At 70.2% G+C, this 18,377-nt stretch carries 14 protein-coding genes; 6 read left to right on the forward strand and 8 right to left on the reverse strand.

What is annotated here, in order from left to right:
* Nucleotides 1-10: 10 nt before the first annotated feature.
* A complete protein-coding gene (locus tag C1746_RS04940) occupies nucleotides 11-601 on the forward strand; it encodes an orotate phosphoribosyltransferase (RefSeq protein WP_205711717.1) in 591 nt (196 codons plus the stop codon).
* On the opposite strand, the gene C1746_RS04945 is transcribed toward C1746_RS04940, so the two are convergent.
* The 4 genes from C1746_RS04945 to C1746_RS04960 are packed head-to-tail and all read right to left on the reverse strand — an operon-like array spanning nucleotide 588 to nucleotide 3,136.
* A complete protein-coding gene (locus tag C1746_RS04945) occupies nucleotides 588-1,001 on the reverse strand; it encodes a hypothetical protein (RefSeq protein ID WP_116713560.1) in 414 nt (137 codons plus the stop codon). The two genes, C1746_RS04940 and C1746_RS04945, sit on opposite strands and share 14 nt — an antisense overlap.
* Nucleotides 998-1,696 (reverse strand): uracil-DNA glycosylase, encoded by a 699-nt coding sequence (locus C1746_RS04950; protein ID WP_240598846.1) that lies wholly within the window; start codon nucleotides 1,694-1,696, stop codon nucleotides 998-1,000. Before C1746_RS04950 ends, C1746_RS04945 begins: the two co-directional genes overlap by 4 nt.
* Nucleotides 1,693-2,454, reverse strand: a complete 762-nt coding sequence (locus tag C1746_RS04955; protein WP_116713562.1) for a M50 family metallopeptidase — start codon at nucleotides 2,452-2,454, stop codon at nucleotides 1,693-1,695. Before C1746_RS04955 ends, C1746_RS04950 begins: the two co-directional genes overlap by 4 nt.
* Nucleotides 2,447-3,136, reverse strand: coding sequence for a protein phosphatase 2C domain-containing protein (locus C1746_RS04960; RefSeq protein WP_162867406.1), 690 nt, complete (start codon nucleotides 3,134-3,136; stop codon nucleotides 2,447-2,449). The genes C1746_RS04955 and C1746_RS04960 overlap by 8 nt, the downstream gene beginning before the upstream one ends.
* 92 nt (nucleotides 3,137-3,228) lie before the next feature.
* Between C1746_RS04960 and C1746_RS04965 the strand changes: the two genes are divergently transcribed.
* Nucleotides 3,229-5,331, forward strand: a complete 2,103-nt coding sequence (locus C1746_RS04965) for a helicase-associated domain-containing protein (protein ID WP_116713564.1) — start codon at nucleotides 3,229-3,231, stop codon at nucleotides 5,329-5,331.
* The gene (locus C1746_RS04970) at nucleotides 5,331-7,007 is read left to right on the forward strand and encodes a DNA repair helicase XPB (protein ID WP_116713565.1); all 1,677 of its coding nucleotides are present in this window, start codon (nucleotides 5,331-5,333) and stop codon (nucleotides 7,005-7,007) included. The genes C1746_RS04965 and C1746_RS04970 overlap by 1 nt, the downstream gene beginning before the upstream one ends.
* Nucleotides 7,008-7,037: 30 nt before the next feature.
* Here the strand turns inward: C1746_RS04970 and C1746_RS04975 are convergent, their stop codons facing one another.
* The 3 genes from C1746_RS04975 to C1746_RS04985 are packed head-to-tail and all read right to left on the reverse strand — an operon-like array spanning nucleotide 7,038 to nucleotide 9,453.
* Nucleotides 7,038-8,006, reverse strand: coding sequence for a hypothetical protein (locus C1746_RS04975; protein ID WP_162867407.1), 969 nt, complete (start codon nucleotides 8,004-8,006; stop codon nucleotides 7,038-7,040).
* Between the two features lie 22 nt (nucleotides 8,007-8,028).
* Nucleotides 8,029-9,216, reverse strand: a complete 1,188-nt coding sequence (locus tag C1746_RS04980) for a hypothetical protein (protein WP_162867408.1) — start codon at nucleotides 9,214-9,216, stop codon at nucleotides 8,029-8,031.
* Between the two features lie 21 nt (nucleotides 9,217-9,237).
* Entirely contained in the window at nucleotides 9,238-9,453 is a 216-nt protein-coding gene (locus C1746_RS04985) for a hypothetical protein (protein ID WP_116713568.1), read from the reverse strand.
* Between the two features lie 299 nt (nucleotides 9,454-9,752).
* On the opposite strand from C1746_RS04985, the gene C1746_RS23135 reads away from it, so the two are divergent.
* A complete protein-coding gene (locus C1746_RS23135; RefSeq protein WP_162867409.1) occupies nucleotides 9,753-12,455 on the forward strand; it encodes a choice-of-anchor P family protein in 2,703 nt (900 codons plus the stop codon).
* Between the two features lie 110 nt (nucleotides 12,456-12,565).
* Here the strand turns inward: C1746_RS23135 and C1746_RS22930 are convergent, their stop codons facing one another.
* A complete protein-coding gene (locus tag C1746_RS22930; protein ID WP_116713570.1) occupies nucleotides 12,566-13,756 on the reverse strand; it encodes a transglycosylase family protein in 1,191 nt (396 codons plus the stop codon).
* Between the two features lie 43 nt (nucleotides 13,757-13,799).
* Between C1746_RS22930 and C1746_RS05000 the strand changes: the two genes are divergently transcribed.
* Together C1746_RS05000 and C1746_RS05005 are read left to right on the forward strand one after the other, a co-directional pair.
* On the forward strand, nucleotides 13,800-15,050 hold the full coding sequence (locus C1746_RS05000; protein ID WP_116713571.1) for an MFS transporter: 1,251 nt from the start codon (nucleotides 13,800-13,802) through the stop codon (nucleotides 15,048-15,050).
* 227 nt (nucleotides 15,051-15,277) lie between these two features.
* On the forward strand, nucleotides 15,278-18,289 hold the full coding sequence (locus C1746_RS05005; RefSeq protein ID WP_116713572.1) for a beta-propeller domain-containing protein: 3,012 nt from the start codon (nucleotides 15,278-15,280) through the stop codon (nucleotides 18,287-18,289).
* Nucleotides 18,290-18,377 lie beyond the last annotated feature (88 nt).

Below are 18,377 nucleotides of genomic sequence, written 5' to 3' on the forward strand. Positions count from 1 at the left end.
AGGCCACGTCGTGACCCCACCAGCTGAGTTCGCCCAAGAACACGACCAACTCCTCGAGGTCGTCAGGGCCAAGGGCTATCAGCGTCGTGACGAAGCCTTCCAGCTGGCCTCGGGTGAGTACAGCCACGACTTCATCGACGCCAAGGCGGCCCTGTCCCACGGCCGCGACCTCACGGTGGCCTGCGACCTCATGCTCAAGTTGGTGGCGGCTGACGGCATCGAGTTCGACGCGGTCGGCGGCCTGACGATGGGTGCGGACCACTTCTCCCACGGCATTGCCCTGCTCGGCCAGAAGCACTGGTTCGTCGTCCGCAAGGCGCCGAAGGGACGGGGAACCAACCAGCTCATCGAGGGCACGGCCATCGGCCAGGGCACGCGGGTGCTACTGGTCGACGACGTGGTGACGACCGGCGGCTCGATCCTCAAGGCCTACGACGCCGTGCAGGCCACCGGAGCACAGATCGTTGCCGCGACCACCCTCGTCGACCGGGGTGACCGGGCCTCACGGGACATGCAGGATCGCGACGTGCCCTACTACCCGGTGATCACCTACTCAGACCTGGGCATCGAACCCGTGGGACAGGGGACTAGCGCGGCGTGAAGCGCACGACCGCCACACCCTGCGCGGCCTGTTCCATCTCCGCCGGTCCGGCTGCGGCGTCGACGCCGAGTGCGGTCCACTCGCCGGGGTACTTCTGCAGATAGCGGAGGATGGACTCGTCCAGCTCCTCCCCCGCGGCCATGGTTGCGGTCATCGGGACCTGGTGTCCCTTGAACCCCACGGTCACCGCCACACCGTCGGCACCGGTCGGGACGCGGCGCCACCATGACGCCTCCGGCTCACCCAGCACGATGTGGGCACCCTCGTGGGTGGCGTACCGCAGGGGGATGGGGTCCTCCAGCGTCGTCCCGTCCAACGAGATCAGCAGCAGGAACCGGCGTGAGATGGTCTGGTGCAGCGGCGAGGCCAGGACCAGGCGCTTGAGAACGGTGCGGATCACGGCTGCGCAGGGTAGGCCAGCTCGAGGGCGGTGCCGAGCGCCCGGTCGAACATGTCCTCGGTCAGCCGGCCGGTGAACGTGTTCTGCTGACTGACGTGGTAGCTGCCGACCAGGGTCAGATCGGGCCTGCCCTGGACCGTCACATCCGCCACGGCACCGTGCCCGAAGACCGGCTTCGGCGACGGCCGTCCCAGGAAGATCAACGCCCCGTCCCACGCGAAGCGGCCCAGGCAGAGGATCACCCGGGGCTCCAAGAGTTCTAGTTCGCGATGGAGGTACGGGGCGCAGGTGTCCCGCTCCGCCGCCGTCGGCTTGTTCTTCGGGGGCGCACACTTCACCGGGGAGGTGATCCAGACCCGGTCGAGCTCCAAGCCGTCGTCACGCGCGACCGACGTGGCCTGGTTCGCCAACCCAGCGCGGTGGAGCGCGGCGTACAGGAAGTCGCCGGACCGATCCCCGGTGAACATGCGCCCGGTGCGATTCGCGCCATGGGCTGCCGGCGCGAGACCCAGGACCAGCAGCTTCGCCTCCGGGTCGCCGAAGCCGGGCACGCCTCGACCCCAGTAGGTCTGGTCCGCGAAGGCCTTCCGCTTGACCGCGGCGACCTCCTCCCGCCAGTCCACGAGGCGGGGACACGCGCGGCAGGTGCTCACCTCGCTGCCGACCTGGGCGAGGCTGTCGGACGACGCACTCACGCCGTGCGATCCCCGATCATGCCGCGCAGGTAGATCCACCCGCCCAGCGCCAACGCTGCGAGGCTGACCAGACCGCAGACGGCCCCCCAGAACCAGTACGGCCCGATCAGTGCCTCCGCGATCGCGGAAGAATCCGAGAGGCCGACACCTGCGCCCGTGACCGCACCCTCGGCGAAGAGGTACTCGCTGCGGCTGAACACCGACAGGGCCATCTGGACCGAGAGGAACACCACCAGCAGCTGGGACCAATGGTCCTGGCGGATGCCGAGCGCGACGGCCAGCGAGACCAGCACCAGACCGAGCGCAACCAGCCAGCCGATCAGCGAACGGACCCAGAGCAGCGACGCCAGCAGGACCCCGGCAGACCCGATGACCAGCACGATGCGGGACAGCCGAGCTCGACGGCCGACCACGAACCCGACGGCGGCTGCCACGGCTGGCCCGACCAGTCCTCCGGCGGAGATCCAGGCGCGCTGAAACCGTCCGCCGTCCGTCGCGGTGCGCGCCACCCCGGATCCGTCGGAGAACACCTCCAGGTCCACGAAGTCGCCACCCGAGACGACGGCGGCCAGGCCGTGGCCCATCTCATGGACGAAGGTTGACAGCAGGATCAACGGATAGGCGATCAGGCTGCCACCGGGGATGACGTAGAGCGCCGCCGTCACCCCGACCGATATCAGCAGCACCCGGCGGGCCTGGGTCGCCTGGACCGACGCGGGGGCTTGGACCCTGCCGCGGCCCGGAAGAGCGTCACCCATCGGCCACCGCCCGGGCCACCACGACCGTGATGTTATCCGGTCCACCCGCCTCACGCGCCGCGGTGATCACGTCATCGACTGCGGTATCCAGCGGCCGTCCGTGGACCAGTCGCTCGATGTGGTCCTCGTCGATGACGCCGTGCACCCCGTCGGACACCAGGACGATCTCATCGCCGATCTGGAGGGCGACCCGCTCGCCCACCTCCGGCTCGACCGTGGGCTCCAGGCCGACCGCCTTGAGGATCACGGACCGCTTGGGATGCACGCGGGCCTCCTCCTCGGTGATGTACCCCGCGTCCACCAGCGCCCCCACGAATGAGTGGTCCGGGGTCAGCCGCCGGAGTTGGTCGGCACCGCGCTTGAGGTAGGCGCGGGTGTCGCCGACCTGGGCCAGCACCAACGTCCGATCGTGCACCAGCGCGGCGGTGACGGTGGAGGCCATGCCCTCCCGCTCGGGCTCGTGGATGGCCCGTTGGTGGATGCGATCATTGGCCTCGACGATCTTGTCGGCCAAGGCCGCCTCGGCCTCGTCGGCTGAGGCGAACCGGAGGACATCCAGGTCGTCCATCAGGGACACGACCATGGACGAGGCAACCTCGCCAGCGTTGTGCCCGCCGACCCCGTCCGCGACGACGAATATGCGCTCGCCCACCAGGGCTCGGTCCTCGTTCTGCTTCCGCACGCGGCCCACATCGGTTCGTCCGTACGCTTCCATCCTCACTGTGGTGCCCATGATGACGTCATTGTCGCACCCCGCTAGGCTTCGGCGGTCGTATGCGGGCCTCAACCGACCGGATTTCGGCCCTCGGCCGGATGCCCGCTCCTGACCTGGCCGCGCTGCTGTCGAGGGTGCCCGACCTGGCCTCGCAGCTCGGGCTGACCGATGTGAGCGGCGGGGCCACCTCGGACGTTGGCCTGACCGATCTCGGCATCCTGCTGGCGTCGCCGCGCGGGATCCTCTCGGTCATCCGATCACTCAACCGCCTCGAACGCCAGTTGCTGATCATGGCCGCACTCCACGACGGAGCGGTCAGCCGAGAGCAGGTCATCGCCGAGGCACCGGACACGCCGGAACTGGATCATGCGGCGTCTGCGCTGGCCCTGCTGACGCTCGCCTACCCGGCCGACAGCGAGGGGGCGTGGCTGGTCCTACGGCCCGGCGTCACGCGTCATGTCCCGCTGCCGGGGATCCGGATCTACTCCGCTCTGGCGAATCTCGCCAGCGCCGACCTCGACATGCTCCTGCAGCGCCTGGGGGCGATCGACATCCCCTATCGCCACGAGGACCGTCGCCGACTGGTCGGACGGCTGCTCCGCCAGCCCGACGTGGCCCGTGACCTGCACGAGTCCCTGGAGCCGGAGGCCGCGCGCATCATCGACCTGCTGGTCGAGCACGGCGACCAGCGCATCGCCGACCTCGGCCTGCCACCCTTCGACCCGTGGGACCGCCGCGGCGGGCCGCTGCACCAGCTGGTCCAGTCAGGAATGGCGGGCGTGGACCTGAACAAGCAGCGGGCATTCAGCTGGCTGGACCTGCGCATCGGCCTTCGTGGGAGCCTCTTCGACGACTGGCCGACCGGCCCGCCAGCCGTGCGGCCCGAGCCGCTGCAGGACACCGGAGCCGCCACGCCGTCGGTGCTGCGCCGCCTGCACCAGTTGCTGGAGTTGTGGGGGAAGGAGCCGGCGGCGGCCCTCGCCTCCGGTGGTATCGGCGTCCGGGTCATGCGCGGCACCGCCAAGGCCTTCGGCATGGACGTCGGCGCGGTCGGGATGCTGGTCAGCCTGGCCATCGACCTGGGTCTGCTGGGCCAGACCGAGGAGGCCGACGCCTGGGGGCCGACGGCCGCTGCCGCAACCCTCGATCAGGAGACCACGGGGACGCAGTGGGCGCAGCTGGTCGCCGCCTGGCAGCACGCCACCACCATCGACGAACGGGCTGGACTGCCGACCCGGTGGAACGGGGACGCCGTCTGGCCCGCCCAGGACGCCAACCGGGCGGCCGTGCTCCGAGTGCTCACCAGCCTGGACCCGGGCGTCGGGGTGCCGCCCGAGGTGCTCGGGGAGCTCTGCGCGTGGCACTACCCGGAGTCCCTGGGCGTCGAGGGCGCCACGGCGATGGTCCAGGCTCTCCGGCTGCTCGGACTCGTGCCGGCCGCCGGTCCCGTCGGGCTGACGACGCTCGGGCGGACCCTGCTCACCAGCGGGCCGACGCAGGTCGACCGACAGCTCGGCATCGCCGCGGAGCACGTGATCGTGCAGGCCGACCACTCCGTCGTCGCCCCGCCCAACCTGGCCCCGGGAATTGCCCGCCAGCTCGCCTCCGTCGCGGTCCTCGAGTCCGAGGCGGGGGCGCAGATCTGGCGAATCACCAGCGAGCGCATCGCCGAGGCCATGGCGGCCGGCCGGTCACGAGACGAACTCGTGACGTTCCTGACCGAGACCAGTCAGGTCCCCGTCCCGCCCAACGTCGTGGTCACCATCGACGACGCTGCGGCCCGGCACGGGCGGCTCCGCGCCGGAGTGGTCGGCTCCTACCTGCGCTGTGAGGACCCGGTGGACATGACCGGTGCGGCCGCTGTCTCCGGCGCCAAGCTGCGGGTGCTCAGCCCGACCGTCGCGGTCAGTCCCCTCAGTCGTGAGAAGCTGATCGGCGCTCTGCGGGCCCGCGGCCTGCTGGCCGTGGCCGAGGACGGCGACGGGTTGACCATCCCGCCACGCCGGGTGGTCACCGAACCGCTGGAGTGGGTCGACCAGCCGGACCTCGACCTGGTCCACACCCCCGACGGCCTGGCGATCGCCGAGCGGCTGCTGGCCTCCTCCTCCTCCACCGCCGCCTCCTCCACAGCGCGGCCCATCTCACCCCCCGACGCCCGCTGATGGCGGACCCGCAGGGCCCCCTCATCGTGCAGGCCGACATGACCGTCCTGCTCGAGACGGCGTCCCCGAAGGCCGGTGATGCCCGGGGCGAGTTGGCCCGGTTCGCCGAGCTGGTGACCGCCCCCGAGCACGTCCACACCTACCGCATCACCCCGCTGTCGCTGTGGAACGCCGCAGCGGCCGGTCTGACCGCCGAGCAGGCCACGGCCGTGCTCCGCGACCTCGCCAAGTTCGACCCACCGCCGGCCGTCCTGGCCGAGGTCGCCGACCAGATGAGCCGCTACGGGGCGGTGCGGTTGGTGCGGGACTTCGACAGCGGCGGGCTGGCGCTGACGACCACCGACCCCGGTCTCCTGGAGCAGCTCGTGGCGGACCCCGAGTTGGCGCAGTGGGTCGGGGACCGGCTGGACGGCAACCGGTTCGCCGTCCGCATCGCCGACCGGGGAGATCTCAAGCGCCGGCTGGTCGCGCTGGGCTGGCCGCCGGCGGATGAGGCCGGGTACGCCGACGGCGCGGCGCTCGACATCGACCTGACCTGCACCCCGCGCGGCTATCAGGGTGATGCCGTGTCGGCGTGGTGGGCGGACGGCTCGGCCGCCGGCGGCAACGGTGTGCTGGTGCTGCCCTGCGGTGCCGGCAAGACCGTCATCGGCCTGGCCGCCATGGTGCAGGCCGGGACGCGAACGCTGGTCGTTGCGACCTCGGTGTCCGCCGCGCGGCAGTGGATCGCCGAGGCGCTGGACAAGACCGACCTGTCGCCGGACGACATCGGTGAGTACTCCGGGCACCACAAGGACACCAAGCCCGTGACCGTCGCGACCTACCAGATCCTGACCTGGAAGCAGCCGGGGGTGGCCGAGGGGGCGGACGAGGAGCTGTCGCACCCGCACCTCTCCCTGCTGGACCGTGAGCCCTGGGGCCTGATCATCTACGACGAGGTCCACCTGCTGCCCGCACCGGTCTTTCGGGCAACCGCCAAGATGCAGGCGATCCGGCGGCTGGGGTTGACCGCCACGCTGGTCCGTGAGGACGAGCGGGAGGAGGACGTGTTCAGTCTGATCGGCCCGAAGCGGTACGACGCGCCGTGGAAGGAACTCGAAGCCCAGGGGTGGATCGCCCCGGCGACCTGCACCGAGGTCCGCGTGGGGCTGGGCGAGGACCTGCGGATGCGGTACGCCGAGGCACCCACCCGCAGCCGCTACCGACTCTCCGCGACGGCGCCGTCCAAGCTCAAGGCGGTGGACCGGATCATGGACCGCCACCGCGGCGACCGGGTGCTGGTCATCGGGCAGTACCTGGACCAGTTGAATCAGGTGGCCCACCACCTGGGCGCACCCGTCATCACCGGCCAGACCTCACAGCTGGCCCGGGAGGAGCGGTTCGCGGCCTTTCGCGACGGCGAGCTCGACGTGCTCGTCGTCTCCAAGATCGCGAACTTCTCGATCGACCTGCCCGAGGCCAACGTGGCGATCCAGCTGTCGGGGGCGTTCGGGTCTCGGCAGGAGGAGGCGCAACGTCTGGGTCGGATCATCCGACCCAAGGCCGACGGCGGACAGGCGCACTTCTACACCGTGGTGGCACGCGAGACGATCGACGCGACGTTCGCCACGAAGCGCCAGCGGTTCCTCACCGAGCAGGGCTACACCTACCGCATCACCGATCTCGCCCTGCTCTGACCCGGGCGATGGTCCACCTGCGCGCCCCGCTCAACGGGGTCGGCAGGGGACACCCGCGGCCATCCCCTCGATGATCTGGAGGGCACGGTCCCGTTCGCCCTCGGGAACGCTCTCCACCAACGTGTCACACGGCACCAGGGGCGGGGCGGGCGCGGACGGCTCACACCCGATCCGATCGAGCAGGGCGGCGAGCACGTCGGCGTCCATCGTGGTGGACACGCTCGTCGTCACATCGCACTGGAACACCCGCTGCCTGGGCCCGTTCTCCTGCGGGATCATCGCCGCACGGCCACCCGCGAGGTCGCTGGTGGTGAAGGCCACCGGCAGCGCGGATCGCGTTCGAGCGCGGGAGTCCAGCCGCCATACCCGCTGTGCTGGGGGCACGCTGGCAAGGGTGTCGGTGGCCAGGGTGATGTCCAGCCAGCGGTCCCGCCTGGCGTCGGTAGGTGCTTCGAAGGCCACGTCGACATCGGCGTCGGCCAGCGCCTGCAGGATCTGCACCCCCCAGACCTCCACCGCACCGCCGCCGAGCACCAGATCGCCGGGGAGTTCGGGACGGCACCCCCGGATCGTGCCGAGTTCCAGCGCGGCGGCGATCAGGGCCTGGAACGGCACGTCGCCGGCGGAGCTCCGCAGCGTCGTCGGTCCACCGTTGCAGGTGAAGTGAACGGGGGGATACGGATCGTCCAAGTCGGTCGCAGGGACGGCGAACCGGGCGCCCTCAACCGTCGCCACGCCGTAGCCGCGATCGGCGGGCACCGGTCCCGCACTGATGGTGATGGTGTTGCCCAGGAACTGCTGTGTCGGCTCCTCGGCCTGCGGGCGAGGGGTCTCGGTGACCACGCTCAGGCCTTCGGGCGCCTCGACCTCGGCTCCGGGAGATGCCGCCAGCGCAGCCCCGGCCGCAATGGCCACCACACCGAGCAGCAGTCCGAGTGTGCGTCGACGTGGCCGTGAGGAGGGCGTCTCCCACTCCGATGCGTGGCCCGCCGCCCTCACCGTGGCGTGGCTTCGAGCGGGGTCACGTTGGCATCGATGCTGGCCGAGCCAGCGTGCACGCGCCGCTGTCGGCAACCGCCCGCAGCGTGGGGATGGCAATCGGCTCGTACTCCGGATCGATGGCCAGGATCAGATCGCCGCACGCGGCCACGGTTCCCCCATCCCGGCGCCGGATGACCTCACCATCTCCCACGGGCACAGGGCGGTCGCCCGCGCGGTCTGCTGTCACGTCGGTCAGGGCCAGCATCCGAACCTCGCCGGCTGGCCCGGAGACGGTGAAGCGGATCGCCGGCCGGTGGGGACTGATGTCGAAGATCTGGACGGCCGTGTCGTCGAGGGCGGTGACCAAGCGATCGGTCGCGTCGCGCAACTCATCCATGGGGTCCCGTGGTCGGGCCGGCGCGGTCGGCACGCAGTCCAGCAGGCCGAGATAGGTCGACAGCAGCTCGGTCTGTCCGGTCACCTGGAGCATGGTCCCCCGGTCGCACTGCAGATATCGCGTGTCTCCGAACAGGAGCACCTCGCCTCCGGCGAAGTCGGCGTACCGCGACCCGACCGTCGGGTGGCCGTCCTGGGCGAACGCCGCCCGCAACGTGACCCGCAGGCTCTCGTCGGTGCTGCTGGTGATGGTCGCGTCCAGCGCCCCCGCCTCGCCGTTGGCCAGGTCGGCGGTCACGGCGCTGTTGTTCAGGCGCATCAGCACCGGCAACGACCACGAGGCCACACCGGTCGAGTCGAGTGGCACGTCGGGAACGTTGGGGGAACAGCCGACCAGACGCGAGTGGATCCCCGCACCGGCGATCACCAGCGCAGTCGGCAGATCGGGCTCCGCGGCGGCCACGCGCACCACGTCCCCGCCGCACACGTAGTAGACGCGGTCAGGGCCCGGCCCATCGCCGGTGCTGGGGACGGCTATGGACCCCCCGCCCCACTGGACGGACACGTACCGGCTGTCCCGCGGCGGTCTCACGTTGTCGATGGACAGGCTGTTGCCCAGGAACGTCACCCGGTCGATGGTCGGCGGCGGAGGTTGCTCGGTCGCCAGCGCAAGCTCGGCGTCGTCCGGCTGCACGATCGTGCTGGGACTGGTCGCCAGCCACGCGACGAGGGCGACACCGGCCAGGAGCCCCAGGATCAGGCGGCCCGAAGCGGCTCGGGAGCGCAGAGGCAGCTCGGCCGGCTCCTGGCTCTCCCAGGCGTCGACGTCCACGTACACCTCCCAGGACGAGGGCTACTCCATGGCCTTGCGTCCGGCCTCGGTGACCTGCAGGTCGTGGGTGATGTAGCCACTGGCGAACAACTCGTTGATGAGGTCGTAGGTGTCCATGTAGGTCAACCGGCCGGCGATGGCTGCCGCGTGAACGGTGACGACCTGCCGGCTGTCAGCCAGCTGCTGCAGCGTGCGAAGCACGGTCACACCGGGGTCGGTCACGTCTGTGGCAGTCATCCGCACCAGGATACGTCCTGATATTCGCCGACGTCTCAGATTGTGGCGAACGTCTCAGGCCGGGGCTCCGCCAGCCGATCAGGTCTTCGCCCACACCGATGGCCACGTCTGCGTGCGGCACAAATGTGTTGACAGGAGCCGACTACCCAGCGTAGTGTCTAGTTACAAAGAGTGAGCAAGCAAGCACGGCGCGTTCTGACTGGCTGATCGGAACCACCGTCTGCAACGCAGATGAGGAGGGGCCGATGGAGGCCAAGGGGACAGGGACCGTACGAACGTGGCGCATCCAAGGGATTGCGGTGTTGCTCGCAGCGCTGGTGATCATGGGGTTGCCGGTGGCGGTGGGCGCCCAACTGGCGACCATCGGCAGCCAGGCCGATGCGCGGGGCATCCTGACCGATGTCGATCTGCTCGGCATCGAGATCGCGCCGATGCAGGGCCTGCCGAACGTCGATGTGTACAGCACCGACGACTCGGCATCGGATACGACCACGACGCTGGCTGTATCGGCGGGCGGCGTGGTCGATGCGTCCGTCATCACCACGACCGCGTCAGTGGATCCTGCGACGCCCAGCGGTTCGGCCCAGGCCACCGTGGAAGATCTGGCCGTGCTCGATCTGGGACTGACGAACCTGCTCGAGATCGGAACGCTGGACACCTCAGTTGCCGTGGACTGCGAGGGTGAGGTGTCGGTCAGCTCGACCCTGACGGACCTGTTGGTCGCGGGGTTGCCGGTCTTGGACGTCGATCTGTCCGGCGAGATCGCACCCAACTCGCACGTGGACCTTGACTACCTCGGCGTGGAGGTCGGAACGGTCGTCCTGAACGAGGTCGTGCTCGACACCGATGCGCGAGGTGTCACTGCACGCGCCGCCCACATCTACCTCGGCGACACACTGCAGGAGTTGGTCGATGTTCTGGACCCGCTGGGCCTGGGAACCTTCGACGGCCTGCTCGAACTGGCGGGGCTCGACATCGTGGTGGGCGAGACGCACGCGTCGGTGGCGTGCGGCGAATTGGTCACGATCGATGAGCTGCCGGTCGAGCCGTTCCAGTTGCCCGTGACCCCGGTGCTGGACTTCTCGACCGGAACGACGGCGGGTGACCTGCTCACCATCCCCCTCAGCATCATCAACCCAGCCGCTGAGCCGATCACCGTGACGGAGCTCACGGCTTCGCTTCCACCGACGGTCGAGCTGGTCGCCTTCGACGGCTTCGCACCCAGCGGCAGCAACCTCGGGTTGACCGACGCACTGGGTCTGAACACCAACAACCCGCGCGAGACGGTGGTGACGCTCAACGCCGACGTTGCCGCCGGTGACACCATCAGCGGCACGATCACCGTTCGCATCGTGGCCGAGGGGCCGATCCACATGGATGCCCGAATCCAGACGACCGCGAGCAACGTGCGTACCGGCCTGACCGGCGACCTGCGCGACGCTGACAACGACGGCATCGGCGACCCGGACGACAACTGTGTGATCACGCCCAATCCGGACCAGGAGGATCTGGATGGGGACGGCATCGGGGACGTGTGTGATCCCGACATCGATGGGGACGGCCTGACCAACGTGGAAGAGGAGACCGTCCACGACACCGATCCGCGGGACCCGGACTCAGACGACGACGGGTTGGATGATGGTCGTGAGGTCACTGACACCAACACCGACCCGGGCGACCCGGACTCCGACGATGATGGGTTGAGTGATGGTGAGGAGGTCTTGACCGTCGGGACCGACCCGGGCGACCCCGACACCGACGATGGCAGTGTGAGCGACGGTGATGAGGTCGCGCAGGGCACCAACCCCCGTGACAACCCCGGCGACGACATCATCGAAGGACCGCGCCCCGGTGATCCGCTGGCAGACCCGCCTCCAGCGCCAGAACCCGGTCAGGACAACCCGGGGCCCGATCCCGGACCGCAGCCGGACGGTGAGCCGCAGGGGGGACTGGAGAGCGAGCCGAGCCAGAGTCCCGAGAGCGAGCCAGCTGAGCAGGCGGACGGTCCGCAGACCGAGGAGCCCGAACCCGACGGCCAGAACCCGGCCATGGGTCCGAATGCGGCGGTGCTGAGCGGCGAACGGCTGAGTGGCGCGGACCGGATCACGACCGCCATCGAGGTGGCGACCGCCACGTTCAACGACGCACCAGCGGTGGTCCTCGCCCGGTCCGACGACTTCGCCGATGCGCTGGCCGCCTCCACCCTGGCGGTCGAGGTCGGCGCACCCATTCTGCTGACGCCTCCCACCGTCCTGGACAGCCGTGTGCTGCTCGAGATCGAGCGACTGGGTGCCGAGACGGTCTACCTCATGGGCGGGACGGCTGCGCTGAGCGAGGACGTTGAGTCCACGCTGCGCAACGCCGAACTGGAGACCATCCGGTTGGCTGGCGCCTCCCGCTTCCACACTGCGGTGTTGATCGCGGAGGAGGTCGTGGAGCTCGGCGGGCCGGTCGACCACGCGATCGTGGCGCGCGCCGACGCCTTCGCCGATGCGCTCGGATCCGCGAACCTGGCAACCGCCGTTCGAGCACCCATCCTGATGACGGCGACGGACGAGTTGACCGGCGTCACCCGAGACGCACTGGACACGCTCCTCGAGGACGGGGATCAGGTCTACGTCGCCGGCGGGGTCGCGGCTCTGCAGACCGACATCGACCGCACGCTGGAAGCCGATGGGCTCGACCCCATGCGGGTGGCGGGTGCCACGAGGTACTCCACAGCCCTGGCCTTCGTCGAGCTGAGCCAGGAGATGACGCAGGAGAACGGAACGCTCTGGCTGGCCTCAGGCGAGGACTTCCCGGATGCGCTCACGGCCGCCGTCGGCGTCCACCGGTTGGGCGGATCGCTGTCGTTGGTGAACCCCGTCGATCTGATGGCAAGCCCAGCGGTGGCCGAGTACGTCACCGGCCGTGGTGACACCCTCGACCGGGTCCTGCTCGTGGGCGGCGACAGCGCTGTCAGTCCAGCCGTTGCTCAGCAGATCATGGAGCTCATGACGTAGGACACGCCTCTCGTGTCGCGAGCGGGCCCCCCTCAAGCCTCGCTCGCGGCCAGGCCGCCCGATCACTGCTCGGGCGGCCTTCCTCCTCTCCCGGTTCGGGCTGACCCCGCTCAGTCGACGATGAGCCCGAGCCGGCGGGCGCACTGCGGCCACGCTTCCCACCCCTGGATCTGCCACAGCAGCGTGCCACGGTAGATCTGCTCCTCCCGGCTGTGCTCGTGGGGCAGCCCCTGGCCACCGACCAGCGCCCAGGACTCGGGGAGGAACTGGATCCCGCCGTAGTACCCGTTGCCGGTGTTGATGTGCCAGTCACCGCTCGACTCGCAGAGTGCCAGGTGGTCCCAGACGTTCTCCGCCGTGAGCCCCTCGGGCGGCACCACCGTGTCGGATCGCGGCGCCCGGGGATCCCGTACCTCCTCGGCCGGGATGCCCTGCTGGCCCAGGGCTCGCACGGCCGCAGCGGAGGACGAGCCCTCCGCCAGTGCAACCAGCACCACGGGACGGCCTTCGTCGGGGAGGGCTCCCTCCACCACGACGGCATCGGCCACCGGTGGGGTGCCGTTGGTGGCGAAGGCACCCACGCGCAGGAGGTGCGGGTCTCCCAGGTCGTCCGCGAGGTCGGTGGCGAGGAGGGCTCCCAGGGGGACCTCGTGGCGCGTTCCGAACTCATGGGTCACCGCGACCTGGCCTTGCGCCAACAGGTGCCACAGCGGCCGATGCTCCGCCGTCGAGGCGGGCGTGAACGGGCGGAAGTCCACAGGGTCGATGTGGCCCAGGGTCGCGGGTACACCACCCAGCACCCGCTCGGCCAGCCACACGGTTGCGGCGTGGCGATACCCCTCCAGGGCCTCGGCGGCTTCGCGGGCCTCGGCCAGCTCGTCGGGGGTGGTCTCGATCCTGACGTGCGGTTGCAACGCGGGCACGGGCGGCAGGTCGGGCAGGGCTGATGGCGGTGTGGGCATCGACGCGATGTTGGTCGTTGCCTGGCTGGGACCGTCGGTCGGCGCTGCCGTCGGCGTGGGGGCTGGCGCGGCCGTCTCCTGCTGCGTCGCGACGGCGTCGTCGGGGGTGACCGCGTCCAGCGGCGACGGGGCCGGCTCGGCTGCGCCGACCAGCGGTGCGGTCAGCGGGGCCGGCGTCACGCTGGCCGGCTGCTCGGGCGAACTCACCGAGGGTGTGGCCGAGGCCGTCTCCTGGGGGGTGTCCGTGATCGCAGCAGCCAACGCGCCCACGGCGGTCAGGCAAGCCACCGCGGCGGCGACGACCGCGGCCCAGAAGGTGGCTCCCCGGCGAGGGCTCACACGATCAGCCTCATGACGAGCCAACGCTATCGTCGGGTCGACGATGAGCCAATCCGTCCCGCTGAAGCGCCTCTTCGGCCAGCCCCTGTTCAGGCGCTGGGCAGTGGCGAACCTGCTCGCGCGGCTGCCCCTGACGATGAACCTGTTGGTTCTGGTGCTGGTCGGCGAAGCACTGACCGGTGAGGTCTCCACCGGCGCCACGCTGGCCGGCGGCGCGACCTTCGCTGCCGGTGCGACGGCCCAGTGGCGCGGGCGACGATTGGACCGTGTCGAGTTGAACCGCGGGCTGCGAACCGATCTGGGGTGGTCGTCAGTGGCCTTGGCGGCCCTTGCGGGTGCTGCCGTGATGGGTGCCCCGGTGCCGGTGATGCTGGGCCTCGCGGTTCTCCTCGGTGTGGCGTTCGCTGCCATCCTCGGTGGCTTCCGGGCGCTTCTGGTCCAGGCCGTTCCGGACGACGACATCGAGGCGGCCAACGCCATGGACGCCGTGTTCGTCGAGGTCGCCTTCGTGGTCGGACCGGCCCTGGCTGCCATCCTGGCGTTGCTGATCCCACCCGCCGGGCTGCTGCTGCTGATGAGCGCCACGTTCCTCCTGGCCGTGCCGATGACCGCCGGGCTGCCCACCCGTGAGCCGGTCGCCGGCGGCGTCGACCCGGTCGGGCCGGCTCCCCTGTTCACGCACGGCGCGACGCCGATCTACCTGCTCGGCCTGGCTGCCGGGCTGGTGCTCGGCTCGTTCGAGTCGTTGATCCCTGCGCGGGTCGAGAGCTTCGGCTTCTCGGCGGAATCTGCCGGGCCGTTCCTGGCACTGACGGCACTCGGCAGCGGGATCGCCGGTGTTGTGGCGGCCAACCAGTCCAACCAGCTGCGTCGAGGTCGGCTGTACGCCGCGGCGCTGCTGGGCCTCCTCAGCCTCTTCTTCCTGCCAGTGGCGTTCGCCGGGCAGCTCTGGGTCCTGGGCATCGGGATGTTCCTGCTGGGTGTGCCGCTGGCGCCGCTGAATGCACTCGGCAGTCTCGCCTTGCAGCGGATCGTGGCCCAGCAGCGGCAGGCCGAGGGGTTCAGCATGTACACGGCGACGATCCTGATCGGGGCGGGGTCAGGCCAGTTCCTGGTGGGCTTCCTGCTGCCGCGCTCGACGCCGGAGGCGCTGCTGGCCTCGCTGGTCGCAGTTGCCGGTGTGATTGCGCTGGCGATCTTGGGTGCGGCGATGCTCCGGCGACGCCGCGGCCTGCCGCCGGGACTGGGGTCGGACCACGACCCGACGGTGACCAAACCCTCCGCCTACGCCTAGTCCGGCCAGTGCTTCTACTAGCTGGGCGAGCGGGTCCGGTTCGGTGAGCTCGCGTGTACGCATGCGTGAGTTGACCCCCTCAGGCCGGGAGAAGTCACGCATGCGTCGGCGCATCCCGAGGCTGAGTCGGTGCTGGGCGTCCGGCGGAGCTTCGACTCGACGGAACATCGGTGTCTTGACCGGCGTCATAGGGTCATCCCAGAGCCGTTGATCCGCGAGGACCTCCGATGTCACCAACCCTCCCCACCACGTCACGGGCACTGGCCGCACCGTCGCTGCTGCTGGTCATGGCCCTGCTGCTCGCCGTGCCCTCACCGGCTGACGCCCAGCCCGCCGGCTTCGACGGCGACCCGGCCACCACGGAGCGCATCGCGGCGGGTGACCCCGTCCAAGCCGCGGTGGCGGTCTCGCAACAGCGCTTCCCCGACGGCGCGCCGTACGCGGTGCTGGCGACCTCGGAGACGTTCGCGGACTCCCTGGCGGGCGCGGCGCTGACAGATGAGGGGCCGTTGCTGCTCACCGCCAGCCAGTCGCTGACGGCCTCGGCAGCCACCGAACTGGACCGCGTGCTGGACGAGGGGGCGACGATCTACGTGCTCGGTGGCGTCGATGCCATCGCGGCGGGTGTGACGGAGGGGCTCGAGTCCGGCGGGTACCGCGTCACCCGGCTGGCCGGCCCGACCCGGATCGAGACCGCGATCGCGGTCGCGGACGAGGTCCGGGCGCGGAATCCGGAGGGGGAGGCGGCCGACACCGTCCTGATCGCCCGGTCTGACGGGACCCAGGACAACCCGACGAGCGCCTGGGCGGACTCGGTGGCGGGTGGCTCGCTGTCGGCGGCGGCGGGGATCCCGATCCTCTTCACGCCCACGGACGGTGTCACCTGTGAGAGCCCGGAGACCCCGTGCCCAGCTGTGTACGTTCCGCTCCACCCAGCCGTGGAAGAGTGGTTGGACGGCGACCGCTCCCAGGTAATCGCCATGCTCGGCGGTGAGGAGGCACTCACCGAAGGTGTCGAAGACGCGCTCGAGGCTCGGACCGATGCCATCATCACCCGGCTCGCCGGCCCCGAGCGGACCGCCACCGCGGCCGCCATCGCCGACTCCGACCTGTGGCCACGCGGCGAGGAGCGCCGGTACGTCGTCCTCGATGGAGCCCGCGACGACGGCTGGGCCTACGGCCTCTCCGCGGCCGGGATCGCGGCGGACACGGGCTCGCCGCCACTCCTCGTCACCTCGATCATCACGCCGGAAACCCGGCGGCTGGTCTCGACCTGCGGGAGCCCCGACGTGGACCTGCTGCTGGCCGGTGACACCTCGGTCATCTCGGCCGACATCGAGGGCCAGCTGACCAACTTCGACGGGCAGGCCTGCGCCAGCGACTTCGCCGCCCTCGCCCCGTTCGCGGACTGCGACGAGACCCTGGCCTACTTCCGCAACCGGGCCCTGGAGGAGGTCACCGCCTACGGCCTGCAGAACCACTACTACCAAGTCGAGGGTCTCGCCATCGATGAGGAGGCCGCGGCTGACGAGGAGGGTCCTGCCCCGATCGCCGTCCCCGCTGCACCTGCCGACGGGGGAACGACCGATGGCGACAGTGCCACGCCAGAGGTCTCCGACACCAACGTCCAGGAGGTCGGCGTGGACGAGCCCGACACCGTCAAGGTGACGGCCGAGGCCGCCTACATCGTCGCCGAGCAGGCTGTCCAGGTCATGGACTTGGCCGCGGAGGTTCCGGCACGGGCCGCCACCCTCGATCTCCCCGAGGATTCCTACCGCCACGAACTCCTGCGCGACGGGGACACCCTGGTGGTGCTCTCCTCCGGCGACGGCTACCGCCCCGTCCCGATCGACGACGGTCCTGGGCCGGTCATCGCAGCCCCGGACTACTACTACCCCGAGCCGACCACCACCCTGACCCGGTACGACGTCACCGACCGGACCGACCCGACCCTGATCGACACCGCGGAGCTCGACGGGGCCTACCGCTCAGCCCGCATGATCGACGGCGTGGCCCACGTCGTGGTCTCGGCCAACCCCACCGGTCTGCCGTTCGTCTTCCCCGCCGACGGCACGCCCGAGTCCCAGGCGGCCTCGCTCGATGCCAACCGCGAAGCCATCACCAACTCGACCATCGAGGACTGGCTGCCCTCGCTCACCGCAGGCGCGGACACCGGCGCACTGGTCCCCTGTGACCAGGTGCTGGCGCCGCCCGTCTTCTCCGGGCTGACGACGGTTGCCGTCGCCTCGATCGACGTGTCCGAGTCGTTGGTCCCGACCTCCAGCGCCGCCGTGGTGGCCCAGGGCGAGACCGTCTACGCGTCGATGGACCGCTTGGTGGTGACCTCGACGCGGTGGGGTAGGTGGAACGACGAACCATCCACACCGGGCGAGGTCACGACCGAGGTCCACAGCTTCGACATCACCGACTCGTCGTCGACGACCTACGTCGCCAGCGGCCAGGTCGAGGGACGGGTGCTGAACAGCTACTCGATCAGCGAGCTGAACGGGTACTACCGGATCGCAACGACCAGGGATCGGTTCATCGACGGCGACGACGGCAACAGCGACAACGGCATCACCGTGCTGACCGAGGGCGGCGGCGAGCTGTTCGAGGTCGGTCGGGTCTTCGGTCTCGGCCTTGGCGAACGGATCTTCGCGGTCCGGTACCTCGGCGACATCGCGGCGGTGGTCACCTTCCGCCAGGTCGACCCGCTGTACCTGGTGGACCTGAGCAACCCGGCGGCGCCGCGGGCCACCGGCGAGCTCAAGATCCCCGGGGTCTCCCGGTACCTCCACCCGGTCAGTGAGGATCTTCTCCTCGGTGTCGGTCAGGACGGCACCGATGACGGTCTCCTCATCGGGCTGCAGGTCAACCTGTTCGACATCAGCGACCGGGCCGAGCCGACGCGGGTGGACTCGATCGAGTACGGGGCCGGAGAGTCGCCGGTCGAGTTCGATGCACGTGCCTTCCTCTACTGGCCAGCACTCGACCGCGCCTTCGTCCCCGCCGATCTCTACGAGGGAGACGTGTTCTCCGGAGGTCTTGCGATCGACGTGGATGCCCCTCGCCGGGCCCTCGAGGACGCCGGCCGCTTCGATCAGGGGACCGACCAGTTCAGCTCGATGGAGCGGATCTTCGTCGTCGGCGATCGCGTCTTCGGAGTCAGCCGGCAGGGTGTCAGCGCTCACGACCTGGAGTCACTGGACACCCTGGGGTTCGAGTCGTTCACGGAGTGATCGCGGCCTCGGATTCAGGAGGTGGGCACCGACGACGAGGCACCGGCCGAGCAGCTCCCCGCGCCACCAGAATCGACCACGCCCGGTG

The organism is Euzebya tangerina (genome assembly GCF_003074135.1).
In the GTDB taxonomy this organism is placed as follows: Bacteria; Actinomycetota; Nitriliruptoria; order Euzebyales; family Euzebyaceae; genus Euzebya; species Euzebya tangerina.

Bases quoted from the DNA above. Each gene is read 5' to 3' on its own strand.
- C1746_RS05000 (WP_116713571.1), top strand. From the start codon at position 13,800: ATGAGCCAATCCGTCCCGCTGAAGCGCCTCTTCGGCCAGCCCCTGTTC.
- C1746_RS04985 (WP_116713568.1), bottom strand. From the start codon at position 9,453: ATGACTGCCACAGACGTGACCGACCCCGGTGTGACCGTGCTTCGCACG.
- C1746_RS04970 (WP_116713565.1), top strand. From the start codon at position 5,331: ATGGCGGACCCGCAGGGCCCCCTCATCGTGCAGGCCGACATGACCGTC.
- C1746_RS04955 (WP_116713562.1), bottom strand. From the start codon at position 2,454: ATGGGTGACGCTCTTCCGGGCCGCGGCAGGGTCCAAGCCCCCGCGTCG.
- C1746_RS05005 (WP_116713572.1), top strand. From the start codon at position 15,278: ATGTCACCAACCCTCCCCACCACGTCACGGGCACTGGCCGCACCGTCG.
- C1746_RS04965 (WP_116713564.1), top strand. From the start codon at position 3,229: ATGCGGGCCTCAACCGACCGGATTTCGGCCCTCGGCCGGATGCCCGCT.